16 protein-coding genes are annotated in these 18,195 nt (G+C 71.8%); 15 read left to right on the top strand and 1 reads right to left on the bottom strand.

Annotation, left to right across the window (positions count from 1 at the left end; all coding sequences use genetic code 11):
* Positions 1-33 precede the first annotated feature (33 nt).
* From A4R25_RS09500 to A4R25_RS09430, 15 genes are all read left to right on the top strand, one after another.
* Positions 34-1,668, top strand: coding sequence for an AMP-binding protein (locus tag A4R25_RS09500; protein WP_064446355.1), 1,635 nt, complete (start codon positions 34-36; stop codon positions 1,666-1,668).
* On the top strand, positions 1,665-2,813 hold the full coding sequence (locus A4R25_RS09495; protein ID WP_064446354.1) for a CaiB/BaiF CoA-transferase family protein: 1,149 nt from the start codon (positions 1,665-1,667) through the stop codon (positions 2,811-2,813). The genes A4R25_RS09500 and A4R25_RS09495 overlap by 4 nt, the downstream gene beginning before the upstream one ends.
* 89 nt (positions 2,814-2,902) lie before the next feature.
* A complete protein-coding gene (locus A4R25_RS09490; protein WP_064446353.1) occupies positions 2,903-4,600 on the top strand; it encodes an AMP-binding protein in 1,698 nt (565 codons plus the stop codon).
* Between the two features lie 58 nt (positions 4,601-4,658).
* On the top strand, positions 4,659-5,843 hold the full coding sequence (locus A4R25_RS09485) for an acyl-CoA dehydrogenase family protein (protein WP_064446352.1): 1,185 nt from the start codon (positions 4,659-4,661) through the stop codon (positions 5,841-5,843).
* The gene (locus tag A4R25_RS09480) at positions 5,840-6,865 is read left to right on the top strand and encodes a bifunctional MaoC family dehydratase N-terminal/OB-fold nucleic acid binding domain-containing protein (RefSeq protein ID WP_064446351.1); all 1,026 of its coding nucleotides are present in this window, start codon (positions 5,840-5,842) and stop codon (positions 6,863-6,865) included. Before A4R25_RS09485 ends, A4R25_RS09480 begins: the two co-directional genes overlap by 4 nt.
* Complete coding sequence (locus A4R25_RS09475; RefSeq protein ID WP_064446350.1) at positions 6,865-7,992, top strand: acyl-CoA dehydrogenase family protein; 1,128 nt, start codon at positions 6,865-6,867, stop codon at positions 7,990-7,992. Before A4R25_RS09480 ends, A4R25_RS09475 begins: the two co-directional genes overlap by 1 nt.
* Positions 7,989-8,411, top strand: coding sequence for a MaoC/PaaZ C-terminal domain-containing protein (locus A4R25_RS09470; protein WP_223201125.1), 423 nt, complete (start codon positions 7,989-7,991; stop codon positions 8,409-8,411). Before A4R25_RS09475 ends, A4R25_RS09470 begins: the two co-directional genes overlap by 4 nt.
* 1 nt (position 8,412) lies before the next feature.
* Positions 8,413-9,594, top strand: coding sequence for a lipid-transfer protein (locus A4R25_RS09465; RefSeq protein WP_064446349.1), 1,182 nt, complete (start codon positions 8,413-8,415; stop codon positions 9,592-9,594).
* Between the two features lie 128 nt (positions 9,595-9,722).
* A complete protein-coding gene (locus tag A4R25_RS09460) occupies positions 9,723-11,300 on the top strand; it encodes an ABC transporter substrate-binding protein (RefSeq protein WP_064446348.1) in 1,578 nt (525 codons plus the stop codon).
* Positions 11,301-11,438: 138 nt separating this feature from the next.
* On the top strand, positions 11,439-12,380 hold the full coding sequence (locus A4R25_RS09455) for an ABC transporter permease (protein ID WP_043324835.1): 942 nt from the start codon (positions 11,439-11,441) through the stop codon (positions 12,378-12,380).
* Positions 12,377-13,315 carry an ABC transporter permease gene (locus A4R25_RS09450; RefSeq protein WP_043324834.1) on the top strand — a complete coding sequence of 313 codons (939 nt, stop codon included), beginning with the start codon at positions 12,377-12,379 and terminating at the stop codon, positions 13,313-13,315. Before A4R25_RS09455 ends, A4R25_RS09450 begins: the two co-directional genes overlap by 4 nt.
* 26 nt (positions 13,316-13,341) lie before the next feature.
* On the top strand, positions 13,342-14,400 hold the full coding sequence (locus A4R25_RS09445) for an ABC transporter ATP-binding protein (protein WP_064446347.1): 1,059 nt from the start codon (positions 13,342-13,344) through the stop codon (positions 14,398-14,400).
* Positions 14,400-15,233 carry an ABC transporter ATP-binding protein gene (locus A4R25_RS09440; protein WP_051611046.1) on the top strand — a complete coding sequence of 278 codons (834 nt, stop codon included), beginning with the start codon at positions 14,400-14,402 and terminating at the stop codon, positions 15,231-15,233. The genes A4R25_RS09445 and A4R25_RS09440 overlap by 1 nt, the downstream gene beginning before the upstream one ends.
* Positions 15,234-15,236: 3 nt before the next feature.
* Positions 15,237-16,706, top strand: coding sequence for an MmgE/PrpD family protein (locus A4R25_RS09435; protein WP_064446346.1), 1,470 nt, complete (start codon positions 15,237-15,239; stop codon positions 16,704-16,706).
* The gene (locus A4R25_RS09430; protein ID WP_064446345.1) at positions 16,703-17,227 is read left to right on the top strand and encodes a nitroreductase/quinone reductase family protein; all 525 of its coding nucleotides are present in this window, start codon (positions 16,703-16,705) and stop codon (positions 17,225-17,227) included. The genes A4R25_RS09435 and A4R25_RS09430 overlap by 4 nt, the downstream gene beginning before the upstream one ends.
* A 5-nt stretch (positions 17,228-17,232) precedes the next feature.
* Here the strand turns inward: A4R25_RS09430 and A4R25_RS09425 are convergent, their stop codons facing one another.
* Positions 17,233-18,186 carry a zinc-binding dehydrogenase gene (locus tag A4R25_RS09425; RefSeq protein WP_043324832.1) on the bottom strand — a complete coding sequence of 318 codons (954 nt, stop codon included), beginning with the start codon at positions 18,184-18,186 and terminating at the stop codon, positions 17,233-17,235.
* Positions 18,187-18,195 lie beyond the last annotated feature (9 nt).

Raw genomic sequence — 18,195 nt, 5'->3', positions numbered from 1 at the left:
CGCGGCCGACCCGAAGAAAGGTAGCCAGAGCCAGTGAACCGTCCCACCGCAGCCACCCCGCTCCTGCCCGCCCTGTCCCGCCTGCTCGACGAGCAGCCGGACCTGACCCTCACCCTCGCCGGCGCCCCGTTCACAGTGGCCGAGCTCGACGCCGCGTCGCGTCGCCTCGCCGGGTTCCTCGCCGACCGCGTCGCGCCCGGCGACCGGGTCGTCGTCCTCGCCCGCAACGGCCGCCTGGCCCTGCTCTCCTGGTGGGCGACGACGCTTCGCGGCGGTTTCGTCGTCCCGCTCAACACGAGCAACCGCGGCGCCGTACTGGCCCACCAGGTGCTCGACGCCGACCCGGTCGCGATGATCGTCGAGGACGAGTTCGTGCCCGTCCTGGACGACGCCCTCATCGGCACGGAGCTACGGGTGCCGGTCCTCGTCGGCGCCCCCATCCGGCCCGCCTCGGGCCCGGCGCCCGCCTGGGCCACCGAGGTCGTGGACTTCGACGCCGCCGTCGCTGAGGGCTCGGCGGTGACGACCACCCCGGACCTCGACGCGTACGCCACCAGCCACCTCATCTACACGGCCGGCACGACCGGGCCGTCCAAGGCGTGCATGGTCAGCCACGGCTACGTGGCGAACATGGCCCGCCAGATGCACGAGAACCTCGAACGCCGCGCCGACGACGTCCTCTGGACGGCGATGCCGCTGTTCCACATGGCCGCCGTCGGGCACGTGATGGGTTCGCTCCAGCTCGGCTCGGCCATCGACCTCGCGTCGCGCTTCTCGGTCCGGGGCTTCTGGAACGAGATCCTGCGCAGCCGCGCGACGATGGCCGCGCTCATGGGCTCGATGCTGCCGATGATCGCCGGCGCCCCCGACTCCGAGGCCACCCGCGAGGCCTTCGGCCGGCTGCGCGTCGTGTCCGGCTCGCCGGTCACCGCCGAGCTCGCCGCTCGCTGGACGGAGCGCTTCGGCGTCGAACGGGTCGGCTCGGGCGCCTACGGCCTGACCGAGGCCTGCCTGATCACCCTCACCCCACCCGGGGGCTACCGGGCCGGGAGCGCCGGCAAGATCAACGACTCCTTCGAGGTACGCATCGTCGACGAGCACGACAACCCGCTGCCCGTCGGCGAGGTCGGCGAGATCGTCGCCCGTCCCAACCGTCCGGCGATCATGTTCAACGGCTACTGGCGTGAGCCGGAGAAGACGCTGGAGGTCTTCCGGGGCCTGTGGTTCCACTGCGGTGACTACGGTCGTCTCGACGAGGACGGCTACCTCTACTTCGTCGACCGGGGCAAGGACTACCTGCGCCGCGGCGGCGAGAACATCTCCAGCTTCGAGATCGAGGGCGTCGTCGCGACCCACCCGGCCGTCGGGGAGGTCGCCGTCCACGCCGTCCCCTCCCCGCTGGCCGAGGACGACCTCAAGGTGACTGTCGTGCCCGCGCCCGGCGCCCAGATCGACCCCGCGGAGCTCTTCGAGTGGCTGCACCCGCGCATCCCGCGGTACGCCGTGCCCTCCCACATCGAGGTCCGCACCGAACTGCCCAAGAACGCCGTCGGGCGGGTCCTCAAGCGCGTCCTGCGCGAGGAGGGCGTGACCGCGCGGACGTGGAGCACCGACCCCCGTGCCGTGACCGGCCTCCCGGTCCCGGCCGGCGCCCAGGAGCAGGCGTGAACAGCGTCCCCGGCCAGCGGTTCGAAGGGCCGCTGGCCGGCCTGCGGCTCCTCGAACTCGGTGGGCAGGGGCCGGTGCCGTTCGCGACGATGATGCTCGCCGACATGGGTGCCCAGGTGGTCCGGGTGGACCCGCCCGGCGAGCCCGACCGGCGGGAGCGCGCGCAGGTCAACGCGATCGACAGGGGCCGTACGACAGTCACGCTCGACCTGAAGTCCGAGGCCGACCGGGCGCTCGTGCACCGGCTGCTCGCCGACGCGGACGTGCTGCTCGACCCGTTCCGGCCCGGGGTGCTCGAACGTCTCGGCCTGGCCCCGGCCGAACTCACCGAGCGGTACCCGCGCCTGGTCGTGGCGCGGATGACCGGCTGGGGCCAGGACGGCCCTCTCGCCGCGGCCGCCGGGCACGACCTCAACTACATCGCCGTCTCCGGGGTGCTCGACACGATCGGCCTGCCCGACACCGGCCCCGTCGTGCCGCCGATGTATCTGGCCGACTTCGCCGGCGGCGGCATGATGCTGGCCTTCGGCGTGCTGGCCGCACTGCAGGAGCGTGTCTCCTCCGGGCGTGGGCAGGTCGTGGACGCCTCGATGCTCGAGGGCAGCGCGCTGCTCACCGTCGTCATCCACTCGATGCTCGCGCGGGGCGCCTGGAACCTCACCCGTGGCACGAACTACCTCGACGGCGGGGCGCACTTCTACCGGGTGTACCGCACCGCCGACGACAGGTTCATGTCCGTGGCGGCCATCGAGGCGAAGTTCTACCGCACGTTCCTGCGTACCCTCGGCCTCGATCCGGAGGACGGGCCGGCGCAGTTCGACGAGTCGGGGTGGGCCGGCTGGGCCGAGCGGATCGCGTCGGTCTTCGCCGGCCGCACCCGGCGGGAGTGGACCGGCGTCTTCGAGGGCGTCGACGCGTGCGTGCATCCGGTGCTGGACATCGCCGAGTCGGCCGAGCACCCGCAGATGCGGGCCCGGGGCGCCGTCGTCGAGGTCGAGGGGGTCGCCCAGCCGGCCCCGACGCCCCGTTTCTCGCGTACACCCGCGGGGGTCCCACGGGCCCCGCGCCGGCGTGGTGAGGACACCGACCGGGTGCGCTCGGCGCTCGCCGCGAGCAGCCCATGGGAAGCGTTGTCAAGGCCTTGACCTGCGGCAAGCCTCACTCTACGCTTCGACCAAGCGCTTGCTTGTTTGGTGATTCGCATTTGACGACGGACGAGACGGAGCAAACGTCAATGACGACTCAGGCCCCGGTGGCCCGAAACTCGGGACCCGCCGTCTTCGCCGACATCGTGCGGGCACGCACGGGCGACGACCACCCCGGCCTGCTCTTCGAAGGCCGCACCATCACCTGGGGCCGGATCGTGCAGGAGGCCGCCGACCGGGCCGCGGCACTGGACGACGTGCCCCGGCCCGACGGCAGGCCACTGCACATCGGGCTGCTCCTGGAGAACACCCCCGACTACGTGTACTGGATCTGTGCCGCCGCGCTGGCCGGCGCCACAGTGGTCGGGATCAACCCGACCCGGCGTGGCGCCGAGCTGGCCCACGACGTGCGGCACACCGACACCGACCTGCTCCTCACCGAGGACCGCCTCGCCGGCCTCGTCGACGGGCTCGACCTGGGCATCCCCGCCGGGCAGGTGCGCAACATCGACTCCCCGGAGTACGCCGCCTGGCTGGCCCGGCACGCCGGCGCGCCGGTACCCACCGACGAGGTCGACCCGCGCGCCAACCTGCTGCTCATGTTCTCCTCCGGCTCGACCGGCGCCCCCAAGGCGGTCATCTGCTCCCACGGGCGCCTCGCCGCGGTCTCCGAGGCGCTGCTGGCCCGCACCGAGCTGACCCGCGACTCGGTCAGCTACCTGGCGATGCCGCTGTTCCACGGCAACGCCGTCATGCTCAACCTCGGCCCCGCCATGGTCTGCGGCGCGACGATCTGCATGGTCCGCAGGTTCTCCGCGTCCGGCTTCGTACGCGACGTGCACGAGCACGGCGTCACCTACTTCAACTACGTCGGCCGGGCACTGGCCTACATCCTGGCCCGGCCGGTCGACCCCCGCGACGCGACGAGCACGCTGCGGCGCGCCGTCGGAACCGAGGCCTCGGCCGCCGACATCACCCGCTTCGCCGAGCGCTTCGGCGTCGTCATCTCCGAGGGCTACGGCTCCAGCGAGGGCGTCATGCGGATCAACCGCACCCCCGAGACGCCCGCCGAGGCGCTCGGTGTGGCCGTCGCCGGCGCCGAGATCAAGGTCATGAACGAGGAGACCGGGCTGGAGTGCCCGCCGGCCCGGCTCGACGGGACCGGGCGGCTGCTCAACGCCGACGAGGCCATCGGCCAGCTCGTCGGCGTCGGCATGGCGGCGAAGTTCGAGGGCTACTACAAGAACCCCGAGGCCGCCGCCGAGCGGGTCCGCGGCGAGGACTTCTGGTCCGGGGACCTGGCCTACCGCGACACCGACGGCTACTTCTACTTCGCCGGCCGCTCCTCGGACTGGATCCGCGTCGACAGCGAGAACTTCGCGGCCGGCCCCGCCGAGCGGATCATCGAGCGCTGGGACCGGGTGGCGGTCGCCCCCGTCTTCGCCGTGCCCGACCCGCGTACCGGCGACCAGGTCATGTGCGTGATCCAGCTGCGCAGCGGCGCCACCTTCGACCCCGAGGCGTTCACCGCCTTCCTCGACGAGCAGGCCGACCTCGGCACCAAGTGGCGGCCCCGCTTCGTGCGGATCGTCGACCAGATCCCCAGCACCGGCAACGGCAAGGTCGCCAAGCAGATCCTGCGCCGTACCGCCTGGGTCACGACCGACCCCGTCTGGGTCCGCGACGGCGCGTCCACCGCGTACCGCCCGCTGACCGAGGCGGACGTCCGGGACCTCGAGAAGCAGTTCGCCGACAACGGACGTGCCGCGCTCCTGCCGGCCCCCTGACCTGCCGGCCCGCCCGGCACACCGACTGGCGCCCACGCCCCGAGAATGAGGAACATCCATGTACCTGGAGTACACGCCCGAGCAGCGAGAGCTGAGCAGGGAGCTGCGAGCCTACTTCGCGCGCCTGCTCACGCCCGAGGTCCGCGAGGCGCTCGGCGGCACCAACGAGGACCGCCCGGCCTACCGCGAGATCATCCGTCAGATCGGCAAGGACGGCCTGCTCGGACTCGGCTGGCCCACGGAGTACGGCGGCCAGGGCCGCCCGGCGATCGACCAGTACATCCTCTTCGACGAGATCAACCGCGCCCAGGCACCGTTCCCCTTCGTCACCATCAACAACATCGGCCCGATGCTGATGCGCTACGGCACCGAGGAGCAGAAGCGCGCCTACCTGCCGGGCATGCTGACCGGCGACGTCATCTTCGCCATCGGCTACAGCGAGCCGGGCTCCGGCACCGACCTCGCCTCGCTGAGCGCCCGGGCCGAGGCGACGCCCGACGGTGGCTGGGTCATCAACGGCCAGAAGGTGTTCACCAGCGGTGTCAGCCAGGCCGACTTCGTCTGGATGGCCGTGCGCACCGACCCCGCCGCCCCGAAGCACAAGGGCATCACCATCCTCATCGTGCCGACGTCGGACCCGGGCTTCAGCTGCACGCCGATCGCCACCAGCGGCATCACCCACACCAACGCCTCCTACTACGAGGACGTACGCGTCGGCCCCGAGGCCCTCGTCGGCGAGGTCAACGGCGGCTGGCGCCTCATCACCGGCCAGCTCGGTCACGAGCGGGTGGGCCTGGCCGCGATGGGCGGGCGCACCGAGCAGCTGTGGACCGACGTCGCCGCGTGGGCCGCCGAGCCCGACACCGACGGCAACCGCGTCCTGGACAAGCCGTGGGTGCGCACGGAACTGGCCCGCGACTACGCCGAGCTGACCGCGATGCGCCTGCTCAACTGGAAGATCGCCGTCGTGGGGGAGGGTCAGAACCCGGCGCCCGCCGCCGCGTCGGTCGCCAAGGTCTACGGCACGGAGACCCACGACCGGGTCTGCCGCAACCTCGTCTCCGTCGTCGGGCCCCGCGCGACCCGGCGATCCGGCGCGCCGGACGCCGTCCTCGGCGGGCAGCTTGAGGCGTACACCCGCGGCTCCTACATCAACACCTTCGGCGGCGGCACCAACGAGGTGCTGCGCGACATGATCGCGGTCGCCGGTCTCGGCATGCCGAGGAAGGGGCGTTCCGCATGAGCACCACGACGCAGGCCCCCGCCTCCGACGCCACCGACCAGGACGCCTTCCTCGCCCGTCTGCGCGAGTTCGTCGGCCTCGAGGCCACGCCCACCCGTTACGCCCAGGACACCGTCAACCAGGCGATGATCCGGCACTTCGTCGAGGCGATGGGCGACGAGAACCCCGTCTACGTCGACGACCGGGCCGCCCGGGACACCGGCCGCGAGGGCGTCGTCGCCCCGCCGCCGATGCTGTCCACCTGGCTCATGGTCGGCTACAAGGCCCACACGGCCGCGGCCGCGGGCGCCGCGCCGGACACCCCGATGGCCCGGCTGCTCGCGCTGCTCGCCGACGCCGGCTTCGTCGGGGTCGTCGCGACGAACGACGAGCACGAGTACGTGCGCGAGCTGCGCCTGGGCGACGAGATCAAGATGACCACTGTCATCGAGGACGTCTCCCCGCGCAAGACCACCGGGCTGGGCACCGGCCACTTCATCACGACGCTGCGCACCTACACCGACCAGAACGACGAGGTCGTGGCCCGCCAGCGCTTCCGCATCCTGCGCTTCGACCCGTCCGGCGCCAAGCCCGCGGCGCCGGCCGCCGCCGACCCGGCGCTGCGGCACAAGCCGTTCATCCTGCGCGACAACGCGTTCTGGTTCGCCGCCGCCGCGCAGCGTCGCCTCGTCATCCAGGCCTGCACCGACTGCGGCACGCTGCGCCACCCGCCCGGCCCGATCTGCCCGTCCTGCCACTCGTACGCGTGGCACGAGGTGGAGGCGAGCGGCCGGGGCACCGTGCACAGCTACGTCGTCAGCCACCACCCGAAGGCGCCCGGGTACGACTACCCGCTCACCGTCGTGCTCGTCGACCTCGAAGAGGGCACCCGTCTGGTCGCCGACTTCGTCGGGGACGCCGGCGAGGTCGAGATCGGCATGCCCGTGCAGGTCGACTGGCTCGACTACGACGAGAACCTCACGCTGCCGCGTTTCCGGGCCGCGACCTCCGCATCGGAGCCCACAGAAGAGGAAGGGAACTGATGGACTTCCAGCTCGCCGAGGAGCAGGTCACGGTCAACGACCTGGCGCGCGACGTGTTCTCGCGCAACGGCGACCCGCAGCGGCTCTTCGACATCGAGGCCGGGCCGGACCGCTTCGACCGCGTCCTGTACCGCGACCTGGCCGAGTCCGGCATCCTCGGGCTGCCCGTGCCCGAGGAGCACGGCGGCGCCGGGCTGGGCCTGTGGGAGGTCGCCGGGGTCTTCGTCGAACAGGGCCGCACGCTCGGCACCGTCCCGCTGTGGGAGACCCTCGTCGGCGGCGTCCTGCCGCTGCTGCGCTACGGCAACGCCAAGCAGCAGGCCGAGTGGCTGCCCCGCGTGGCCGCCGGGGACGCGGTCCTCACCGTGGCCGTCGACGACCTGACCGACGCCCGGCCGTACGGCGCCCGCGTCCGCGCGCGGTCCGGCGCCGAGCCCGGCGGTGACGGGGTCACCCTGAGCGGCACCGCCGTCGGCGTCCGCTCGGCGCACCTCGCCGACGCGATCGTCGTCCCGGCCACCGACGAGGCGGGCGCGGTCGGGCTGTACCTCGTGCCGACCGCCGGACCCGGGGTACGCCGGGACACCTTCGAGCGCACCGACCGCGGACTCGCCTCCGACGTGCACTTCGACGGCGCCGCCGCGGCGCTGCTCGCCGAGGGCCCCGAGGAGGACCGGCTCGACTGGCTGCTGCGCCAGGTCTGGACCGCCGTGGCGGCTCTGCAGAGCGGCATCAGCCAGGCCGCCGTACGCCAGGCCGCCGACTACACCTCGGGCCGTGAGCAGTTCGGTGTGCCGATCGCGACCTTCCAGGCCGTCGCCCACCAGCTCGCCGACTGCCACATCGACACCGAGGCGATGGAGGTCACCTACCTCAACGCGCTCTGGCGCGAGACGACCGGGCGGCCGTCCCGGGCGGCGGTGCACGTCGCGAAGTACTGGGCCGCCGAGGCGGGCGACCGCGTCGCGCGCACCGTGCAGCACGTGCACGGCGGCATGGGTGCCGACGTCACCTATCCGATCCACCGTTACATGCTCTGGACCACGCAGCTTGCCAACACCGCCGGCTCCGGAGCCTGGCACCTGCAGCAGCTCGCGGACCTCGTGGGCGAGGGGGAGCAGCTGTGAGCACGCAGATCACCATCGAGCAGGTGAGCCCCGGCGACACGCTGCCGGAGCTGGAGATCCCGCTGACCCGGACCGTCATCGTCGCCGGCGCGCTCGCGACCCGCGACTACGAGGACGTGCACCACGACCCGGCCCAGGCCCAGCGTCGCGGCACCCCCGACACGTACATGAGCATCAACCATACCAACGGGCTCGTCGGCCGCTACGTCACCGACTGGGCCGGCCCCGCCGCGCGCATGGTGCGCCTGAGCACCCGCCTCGGGGTGCCGAACTTCCCGGGTGACGTGATGCGGCTGACCGGTGAGGTCGTCGGCGTCGAGGAGGACACCGTGCGCGTCGCGGTGCGTGGCATGAACAGCAAGGGCGGGCACGTCGTCTCCGAGGTGACAGTGCGCCTGCCCCGCGGATCGGAGCAGTGACGTGACGTCCACCTTCCTGTCGGGTCGCACCGCTGTCGTCGGCATCGGCGCGACGGAGTTCTCGAAGAACTCCGGCCGCAGCGAGCTGCAGCTGGCCGTCGAGGCCGTCTCGGCCGCCCTGGCCGACGCGGGCCTGAGCCCAGCCGACGTCGACGGCATGACGACCTTCACCATGGAGACCAACCCGGAGAACATGGTCGCCCGCAGCCTGGGCATCCCGGAGCTGAAGTTCTTCTCCCGGATCCCCTACGGCGGCGGCGGCGCCTGCGCACCCATTCAGCAGGCCGCCATGGCCGTCGCGAGCGGGCTCGCCGACGTCGTCGTGGCGTACCGCGCCTTCAACGAGCGCTCCGGCGTCCGCTTCGGGCAGGGACCTCCGCCGGCGAAGACCCAGGCCACCTCGGACAACGAGTACCGCTCCTGGGTCAACCCGTACGGCCTGCTCACCCCGGCCCAGCACACCGCGATGTTCGCCCGCCGCTACATGCACACGTACGGCGCGACCAGCGAGGACTACGGCCGGGTGGCGGTGCTCGCCCGCAAGCACGCCGCGAACAACCCCAGGGCGTGGTTCTACGGCAAGCCGCTCACGCTCGAGGAGCACCAGGCCTCGCGCTGGATCGCCGAGCCGCTGCACCTGTTCGACTGCTGCCAGGAGACCGACGGCGGTCAGGCGATGGTCGTCGTCAGCGCCGAACGCGCCAAGGACCTGCCCGTCACCCCGGTCTACATCCGGGGCGCGGCCCAGGGCCTGGGACCGGACCAGTACCAGATGGTCAGCTACTACCGCGAGGACCTGACCCGGATCCCCGAGGTCGAGCTCTGCGCCCGGCAGTTGTGGGCCCAGTCGGGGCTCGGTCCCGCCGACATGGACGCGGCGATCCTCTACGACCACTTCACGCCGTACGTGCTCAACCAGCTCGAGGAGTACGGCTTCTGCGGTCGCGGTGAGGCCAAGGACTTCATCGCCGATGGCAACCTGGAGGTCACCGGCTCGCTGCCGACGAACACCCACGGCGGCCAGATCGGCGAGGCCTACCTGCACGGCACGAACGGTGTCGCGGAGGGCGTCCGCCTCGTCCGGGGCACCTCGACCAACCAGCCCGACGGCGTCCGCAACGTCCTGGTGACGGCGGGCGTCGGCGTTCCCACCAGTGCACTGATCCTCTCCGCGGAGGGCTGAGACGCCGGCCACCACCACAGCTCCGAAGGCCGTCAGCGACCCACGGATCCCGCCCGGCAGCGGCCGGAAGGGACAACACCACCTCTGATCAGCCGGAACGACTCGGCTCGTGTTTAGGAAGGATGAGAATGGGCGTCACCATAACGGCCCGCAAACGTGTGGTCGCGTTGATCAGCATCGGGGCTCTCGCCCTGGCCGGCTGCAGCTCGCCGGACAACTCCGGCAGCGGCAGCAGCGCCGCGCAGGGCGAGATCGACACGTCGGCAGTGCTCAAGTTCGCGTCGGCGGGTCCGTTGCGCGACCTCGACCCGGCCCTGCAGACGAGCTACGGCGCGTGGGGCTACCTGTTCCTCGTCTGGGACCGGCTGACCATGCTGGACAAGGACGACAAGATCGTCCCGGGCCTGGCCAAGGAGTGGAACTTCGTCGAGGACGGCAGCGTCCTGGAACTCAAGCTCCGGGACGACGTGAAGTTCCACGACGGCACGCCGTTCGACGCCGAGGCCGTCAAGGTCAACATCGAGCGCGGCAAGACGCTCGAGGGCTCGACCCTCAAGAGCGACCTCGCCGACATCGAGTCGGTCGAGGTCGTCGACGCGACGACCGCGCGCCTCAAGCTGGTCAAGGGCAAGGGCGTCCAGCTGCCCGCGTCCTTCACCGGCACGGCCGGCATGATGGTCAGCCCGAAGGCGATCAAGGACGGCGCCGACATCAAGAACAATCCCGGCACCGCCGGGTCCGGCCCGTACATCGCCACCCAGCTCGTCCCCCAGGAGAAGCTCGTCCTCAAGCGGGCCGACAACTACTGGGACCCGAACGTCGGCCGTCTCGGCGGCATCGAGCTGCAGCGGGTGCCCGACGCCGCTGCCCGCCTCAACGGCCTGCAGAGCGGCCAGGTCGACCTGGCCCCGCTCAGCTCGGCCGGCGAGATCGCCACGGTGGAGAAGATCGTCACCCCGGGCAGCGGTCTCCAGCAGCACCAGGTGAAGTTCAAGAACGTCGTCGGCATCTACCTGCGCGCCAACAAGGGCGACCTCGTCAAGCCGGAGGTCCGCCAGGCGATCGCCCACGCGGTCGACCCGGAGGCGATCAGCGCGCTCTTCAGCGGCTACTGCACGCCGACCCGCCAGGTCGTGCCGGAGACGGACCCGAGCCGCATCCCGAGCTACACCTACCCGTACGAGTTCAGCGTGGACAAGGCCAAGGCCCTCGTGCAGCAGGCCGGCGGCGCCAAGGTGTCGGTCACCTTCGCCGCGGGCACGAACGCCGAGCAGCCGGCAAACGTCGTGCAGGCGTCCCTGCGGGCCGCCGGCGTCGACGCGACGCTCAACCCCGTGCCCAACACCGAGAACGAGCCGCGCTTCATCGCCGGCGACTTCGAGCTGATGGTCGGCACGTCGTGGAGCCCGAAGGCCGACCCGGCGGCGACGGTGAACACCTACATGCTGAACACGTACAAGCTCGCCGCGGACCCCTCGCTCATCGCGGGCAAGGCGGCCGAGGCCGCCAACCCCACGCTGCCGATGGACAAGCGGGCCCCGCTGTACCAGGACATCTGGAAGACGACGCTCGAGCAGGCCTGGTTCGTGCCGCTGTGCAACCAGACCAACGCGAACGTCTCGAAGGCGAACATCGTCGGCACCGACAACATCCCGATGTCGAACATCGGCATCTGGGACCTGCGCCACATCGCCGTCAAGAAGTAACCGGTCGCTCCTGACCACCGGTGGCGTCGCCGCCGGACCACCCGCTGCGGCGGGGGCCGGCGGCGACACCACCGGCCTTGCCGGCACCAGGCCGTGCGAGGCGCAGTCCCAGGCACACGCTCAGAGTCGAGGTAGGACATGATCCGCTACGCCAGCAGGCGCTTGCTCGCGGCAATACCCCTGCTGTTCGTCGTCCCGCTGCTCGTCTTCGCCCTGATCGAACTCGCTCCGGGCGACCCGGCCGTCGTCCTGGCCGGCGACGAGCCGACCCCGGAACGTGTCGAGGCGATCCGCGAGGAACTCAACCTCAACGCTCCGGTCCTGGTGCGCTACGCCATGTGGGTCGGCGACGTCCTGCGCGGCGACCTCGGCACGTCCTTCCTGTCCGATCAGACAGTCATCGAGCTGCTGACGCGGCGAATGGCCACGACGATGTCGCTGGTGCTCGTCGCGATGATCTTCGCCGTCGTGCTCGGGGCCACCCTCGCCCTCGTGGCCACGCTGCGCTCCGGTGGCATCGTCGACCGGTTCGTCAACGGGCTCGCCTCGATCGCGATCGCCATCCCGGGCTTCTGGTTCGGCCTCGTGCTCGCCTCGGTCTTCGCGGTGGGCCTGCAGATGTTTCCGGCGTTCGGCTATCAACCGCTGGCCGACGGCTTCTGGCCGTGGCTGTCGCACCTCGTCCTGCCGGGCATCGCCCTCGGCCTGCTACCCGCGGCCGAGGTGACCCTGCAACTCCGCTCGGCGCTCGGGCAGGTCATGAAGTCCGACTACGTCCTCAACGCCGAGGCCAAGGGACTGTCGCGATCCAGCGTGGTGTTCAAGCACTCCCTGAAGAACGCATGCATCCCCGTCGTCACCGTCCTCGGCTTCCGCGTCGCGGAGGTCCTCGCCGGGTCGGTGACCATCGAGATGATCTACAACATGCCGGGCCTCGGTCGTACCGCGATCGAGGCGGTGCAGGGCCGTGACATCCCGGTGCTGCTCGGCTTCGTCCTGTTCAGCACGACTGTCGTCGTGCTCGTCAACCTCATCGTCGACATCTCCTACGGCTACTTCAACCCGAAGGTGCGGTCATGAGCGCCAACCAGACCCCCTCGGCTCCGGCGCCGGGGAACGACTCGGGCCTCGCCGAGGTGCCGGCGGCGGCCATCGGCACGGGCGAACCGGAGCCGGTCGCCGCCCCCGGCATCCTCAAGAGCATCGTGCGCCGCCCCGCGACGATCGCGGCCGGCGTCTTCCTGCTCGTGCTGACCTTCATCGCGATCTTCGCCCCGGCCCTGGCACCGTACGACCCCGACGTGCAGAACCTGTTGCTGCGGCTCCGGCCGCCGAACGCCGAGCACTGGCTGGGGACCGACGACTACGGCCGGGACGTGCTGAGCCGGCTCATCTTCGGCGCGCGGGTCTCGCTGTGGGCGGCGCTGCAGGCCGCGGCCGTCGCGCTCGTCCTCGGTCTGCCGCTCGGCATGATCGCGGGCTACCGCGGCGGCTGGGTCGACGCGATCCTGACCCGCATCATGGACGCGCTGATGAGCGCCCCGTCGCTCGTGCTGGCCATCACCATCGTCGCGGTCCTCGGCGCCGGCATCACCAACGCGATGCTCGCCATCGGCCTGGTCATGGCCCCGCGCTTCTTCCGGGTGGCCCGCGCCGGCACGATGGACGTGCGGCACGAGACCTACATCGAGGCCTCGATCGCCCTGGGCTGCAGCACCCTGCGGATCGCGGTGCGGCACGTGCTGCCCAACGTGCTGCCGCCGATCATCCTCGTCATCTCGGTGTCGCTTGGTACCGCCGTGGCGGCCGAGGCGAGCCTGAGCTTCCTCGGGCTGGGCGTCCAGGCCCCCGCGGCCAGCTGGGGCTCGATGCTCTCGACGGCCTCGTCGAACATGCGCCTCGCGCCGTACCTCGTGTGGCCGCCCGGCGTGATGATCTTCCTCGCCGTCCTCGCCTTCACCTACGTCGGTGACGGCGTCCGTCGCGCCCTCGTGCGCACCCGCTCGGGCAACTGACCGTCCGGCAACCACCAGGAGCTGACATGGCACGTGAAACGGCGCCCGCCGGCACCAGGACCGACGCCACCGGCGGAACGGCGGACCTGCTGCGCGTGGAGAACCTGAGCGTCGAGTTCCCCTCGCCCTCGGGCGGCTGGCAGACGACCGTCCAGGACGTCTCGTTCTCGCTCAAGCCGGGCGGTTCGATGGCCCTGGTCGGCGAGTCCGGGTCGGGCAAGACGGTGACCTCCATCGCGGTGATGGGCCTGACCGGGGCGACCGGAGGACGGATCGCCTCGGGCCGGATCGTCTTCGACGGCGTGGATCTCACCGCGGGCACCCAGAAGCAGTGGCGGGACCTGCGCGGCCCGGGCATGGGCATGATCTTCCAGCAGCCGATCCGCAGCCTCAACCCGGCGTACACGGTCGGGGACCAGATCGCCGAGTCGGTGCGCAAGCACCTGGGCATGAACCGCAAGCAAGCCCGGGCCCGTGCCGTCGAGATGCTCGACATGGTGCAGATCCCGCGGGCGGCGCAGCGGATCGACGACTACCCGCACGCGTTCTCCGGCGGCATGTGCCAGCGCGTCATGATCGCGATGGTCATGGCGTGCAACCCGCGCCTGCTCATCGCCGACGAGCCGACGACGGCGCTCGACGTGACGGTGCAGGAACGGATCCTCGAACTGCTGCGCGACCTGCAGGAGCAGACCGGGGTGGCGCTGCTGTTCGTCAGCCACGACCTCGCGGTGGTGGCCGAGCTGTGCCGGGACGTCGTGGTCATGTACGCCGGCGAGGTGGCCGAGAACGCGCCCTCGGAGCAGTTGTTCTTCCACCCGCGGCACCCCTACACGTCCGGCCTGATCGGCTCGATCCCGAAGCCGGGCCTGAGCACCGACCGGCGGTTGCGCGCGATCCCCGGTGGCATCCCGGCGCCGGGCGCCTGGCCGCACGGGTGCCGGTTCAGCAGCCGGTGCGAGTTCGCCGTGCCGGGCCGGTGCGACGTGGCCCACCCCGGCCTGGTCCGTCTCGACGGCGCCGCCGAGCACCATGCGCGGTGCGTGCGGGCCGCGGAGCTCTCTCTGGATGGAGTGACGGTCTGATGAGCCTGCTCGAAGTCGAGAACCTCACGAAGTCGTTCAGCGCCGGCCGGGACTGGCTCGGCCGGCGTACGAAATGGTTGAACGCGGTCAAGGGGGTGAGCTTCACCCTGGAGCGCGGCGAGTGCCTCGCCGTCGTCGGCGAGTCCGGCGCGGGCAAGTCGACGGTCGGGCGCATGGTGCTGCGCCTCATCGAGCCGGACTCCGGCTCGGTGACCTTCGACGGGATCGACGTACTGGCCACGAAGCCGAAGCAACTGCGCGCGCTGCGCCAGCGGATGCAGATGATCTTCCAGGATCCGTACAGCTCGCTCGACCCGCGGATGACGATCAGGGACGCGGTCGCCGAACCTCTCCTCGTGCACACCGACAAGGACCGGGCCACGCGGGAGAAGGAGGCCGTCGAGCTGCTCGACAAGGTCGGCATCGGTTCGCGCTACCTGGAGCGCTACCCGGCCGAGCTGTCCGGCGGGCAGTTGCAGCGGGTCGCGATCGCCCGGGCGCTGACGATGAAGCCGAGCCTCATCGTGTGCGACGAACCGGTCGCGGCGCTCGACGTGTCGGTGCGGGCGCAGGTGCTCAACCTGCTCCGGGACCTGCAGGAGGAGCTGGGTCTGGCGTACCTGTTCGTCTGTCACGACCTGGCCCTCGTCGAGGTCATCGCCGACCGGGTCATGGTGATGGCCGCAGGTGAGGTGGTGGAGACGGACACGACGGACCAGATCTTCGCCAACCCGCGGCAGGAGTACACGAAGAAGCTGCTCGCGGCGATCCCCGTGCCGCTGCCGCGCGACGCGCAGGGCAACCGGCTCGTCGCGCCGGGAAGGGTGGGCTGAACGGTGACCGGTACGACGGAACCGACCCGGACGCAGCTGCTGGCGCGGTTCGCGACGACGCGCGACGAGGAGATCCCCGAGTCGGTACGCGACTACGGCAAGCTCGTCCTGCTCGACTCGCTCGTCTGCGGGCTGGCGGCGGTGCGGTTGCGGCGCAGCCGCATGGTCCAGCGGGTCGCGGCCCGGTTCGGCGGCCCGGCCGAGGCGACCGTGTTCGGGCTGGAGCAGCGGGTCGCGGCGATCAACGCCGCGCACGCCAACGCGGACATGATGAACGCGCTGGACGCCGACGACACGTTCTTCAACTCGGCGCACTTCGCGGTGTTCGGCGTCGCGGCCGGTCTGGCAGAGGCCGAGCGGCTGCACGCCGACGGCGCGAGCCTGCTGCGCGCGAGCATCATCGCGTTCGAGATCAACGCGCGGCTGAACCTGTCGACCTCGCTCATGGCCTTCGAGGACGGCCAGTTCCGCTGGTCGCCGTTGTCGTCGCACGGGTACGCCTCGATGGGCGCGGCCGCGGCGTGCGCTGTCGTCGGCGGCTGGGAGCCGGAGCGGCTGACCTACGCGCTCGGCCTGGTCGCCTGGCTGGCCCCGCCGGCGAAGAACTCCTACATGGCCGAGCGGCGCTCGTTCAACGCGTTCAAGTACGGTCCGTACGGCGCGATCGCGCACGCCGGGATGCTCGGCGCGGCGCTGGCCGAGGAGGGCTACACCGGCGACCTGGACGTGCTGGACCGCACCCCGGGCTTCATCGAGGCGATGGGCTTCCTCGGCGGCGAGCGGCACGAGATGGTCGCCGGCCTGGGGTCGAAGTGGTGGATCACCGAGACGTCGCTCAAGCCGTACCCGACGTGCCGTTTCACCCACGCGGCGCTCGACGCGATCCGCGCGTTCCCGGGCACCCACGGGGTGCCGGTGTCGCAGATCGAGTCCATGGAGATCCGGCTGAGCCCGGCGGCCTACCGGACGTTGCAGTTCCGGGAGCCGGCCCCGCGGATCCCGGACACCGCCGTCGCGCCGCTGGACGGCGCCTTCAACATGCCGTACGCCGCGGCGCTGGCGCTGCTCGGGCACGCACCGGGACCGCAGTGGTACGACCCCGAGCGGCTGGCCGACCCGGCGGTGTGGGACCTGGCGCGCCGGATCACGACGGCGCCCGACCCGGTGCTCTACGCGGAGTGGGAGGCCGACCTCAGGGAACACCCGGGCGGCCAGATCCGCCGGACGCGGGGCGCGCTGACGATCCGGGCCGGCGGCCGGGAGTACGTGGTCGAGTCGGACTTCGCCCAGGGCGACCCGTGGGACGACACGACGCGGGCGGACTGGGACTTCGTGACCGGCAAGCTGGCCTCGTTCTGCGACGGGATCCTCGACGCGGGCGCGCAGGAGCGGCTCGTCGAGGTGGTCCGGGGCATCGACGACGTCGCCGACGTCGCCGAGACGCTGTCGCCGCTGCTGGCGCGTGCGCGGTGAGCCGACGGATCGGCGCGGAGACGAGGTCGTTCGCCTCGTACGGCCGGTCGTGGCTGATCGTCATCCGCGGGCCGCGCGGGATGGCGTTCGACCGCTTTCTCGTGCGACGGACCGGGTTCTCGCTCGTGTCGTTGCAGTACGCGCTGGCGGGCAGGTTCCCGTACCACCCGACGCTGCTGCTGACGACTGTGGGCCGTCGCTCCGGGGAACTGCGCGACGCGGCGCTGCCCTACGTACCGTACGGGAAGGATCTGGTGGTCGTCGGCTCCAAGGGCGGCGGCCCCAAGGACCCCGCCTGGGTGGTCAACGCGCGTCACCACGAACTGTGCTGGATCGTCCTGCGGCGCAGGACGGTCCCGGTGCGGGCGCGGGTGACCGACGGCGAGCGCGACCCGGAGCTGTTCGCGCACGTCGTGGCGCGCAAGCCGAACGTGGGACGCTACGCCGAACGGGCTGCCGGCTTCGGGCGGCAGCTCCCGCTCGTCGTCCTGACCGCCGTCTCGGGGGAGCCGCTCGCCTGAGCGGCTCAGCCGGTGGTGAGGACGATCCGCCCGACGAACTCGGACGCCTCCAGCCGGTCGTGCGCGACAGTGGCCTGCTCGAGCGGGTACGTCGCGGCGATCGCGGGGGCGGCGGTCACGGCCGAGAGGGTGAGCGCCTCGCGTAGCTGGCCGGCCACCGCCTCGGGCCCGGGCCGGCCGATGCCGCGCAGCGTCCAGCCCTTGACCATGAGGCGACCCAGGTGCAGGTGGGCGTGGCTGTCGGCGGTGACGCCGCAGGTGACCAGCCGGCCGCCGGGGGCGAGGACCTTGAGCACGTCGGACCAGAGGGTGCCGCCGACCGACTCGACGATGACGTCCACCTCGCCGCCGGGCAGCGCGGCACGCAGGGACTCGACGACGTCGGGGCGGTAGTGGTCCACGACGTCGAGCGCGCCGAGGGCGCGTACCGCGTCGGCCTTCGCCGGGGCGCTGGTGCCGAAGACGCGCGCGCCCAGGTGGTGGGCGTACTGGACGGCGAAGGTGCCGACCGCGCCCGCGGCGGCGACGACGAGGACCCGGTCGCCGGGGCGTACGCCGGCGAGGTTGACGACCGCGTCGTAGGCGGTGCGTCCGGCGGTGGGCACCGCCGCGGCGTGGACGGCGTCGAGCGCGGCCGGGCGCGGGAAGCAGTGCGTGGCCGGGACGACGGCGTACTCGGCGTGGGCGCCGGTGGTCAGCCCGACGACCGCGTCGCCGGCGGTGAAGCCGGTGACGCCCGGACCGGTCCGCACGACGGTGCCGGCGACGTCCCGGCCGAGGATGGTCGGGCCGGTGACCGCCATCCCGTGGGTGCCGCGACGGATGTAGGTGTCGACCCGGTCCAGGCTTGCCGCCTGGACCCGCACGAGCACGTGACCGGGGCCGGGCGCCGGGGCGTCGAGTTGGCCGAGGCGCAGGCTGTCGGGGGAGCCGGAGTCGACGACGTAGCTGGCGAGCACGCGATTCCT

The organism is Micromonospora sp. NBRC 110037 (assembly GCF_001652995.1).
Classification (GTDB): domain Bacteria; phylum Actinomycetota; class Actinomycetes; order Mycobacteriales; family Micromonosporaceae; genus Micromonospora; species Micromonospora chalcea.
The sequence above is the reverse complement of the archived record's forward strand: the minus strand, read 5'-3'. Positions and strand labels throughout refer to the sequence as shown.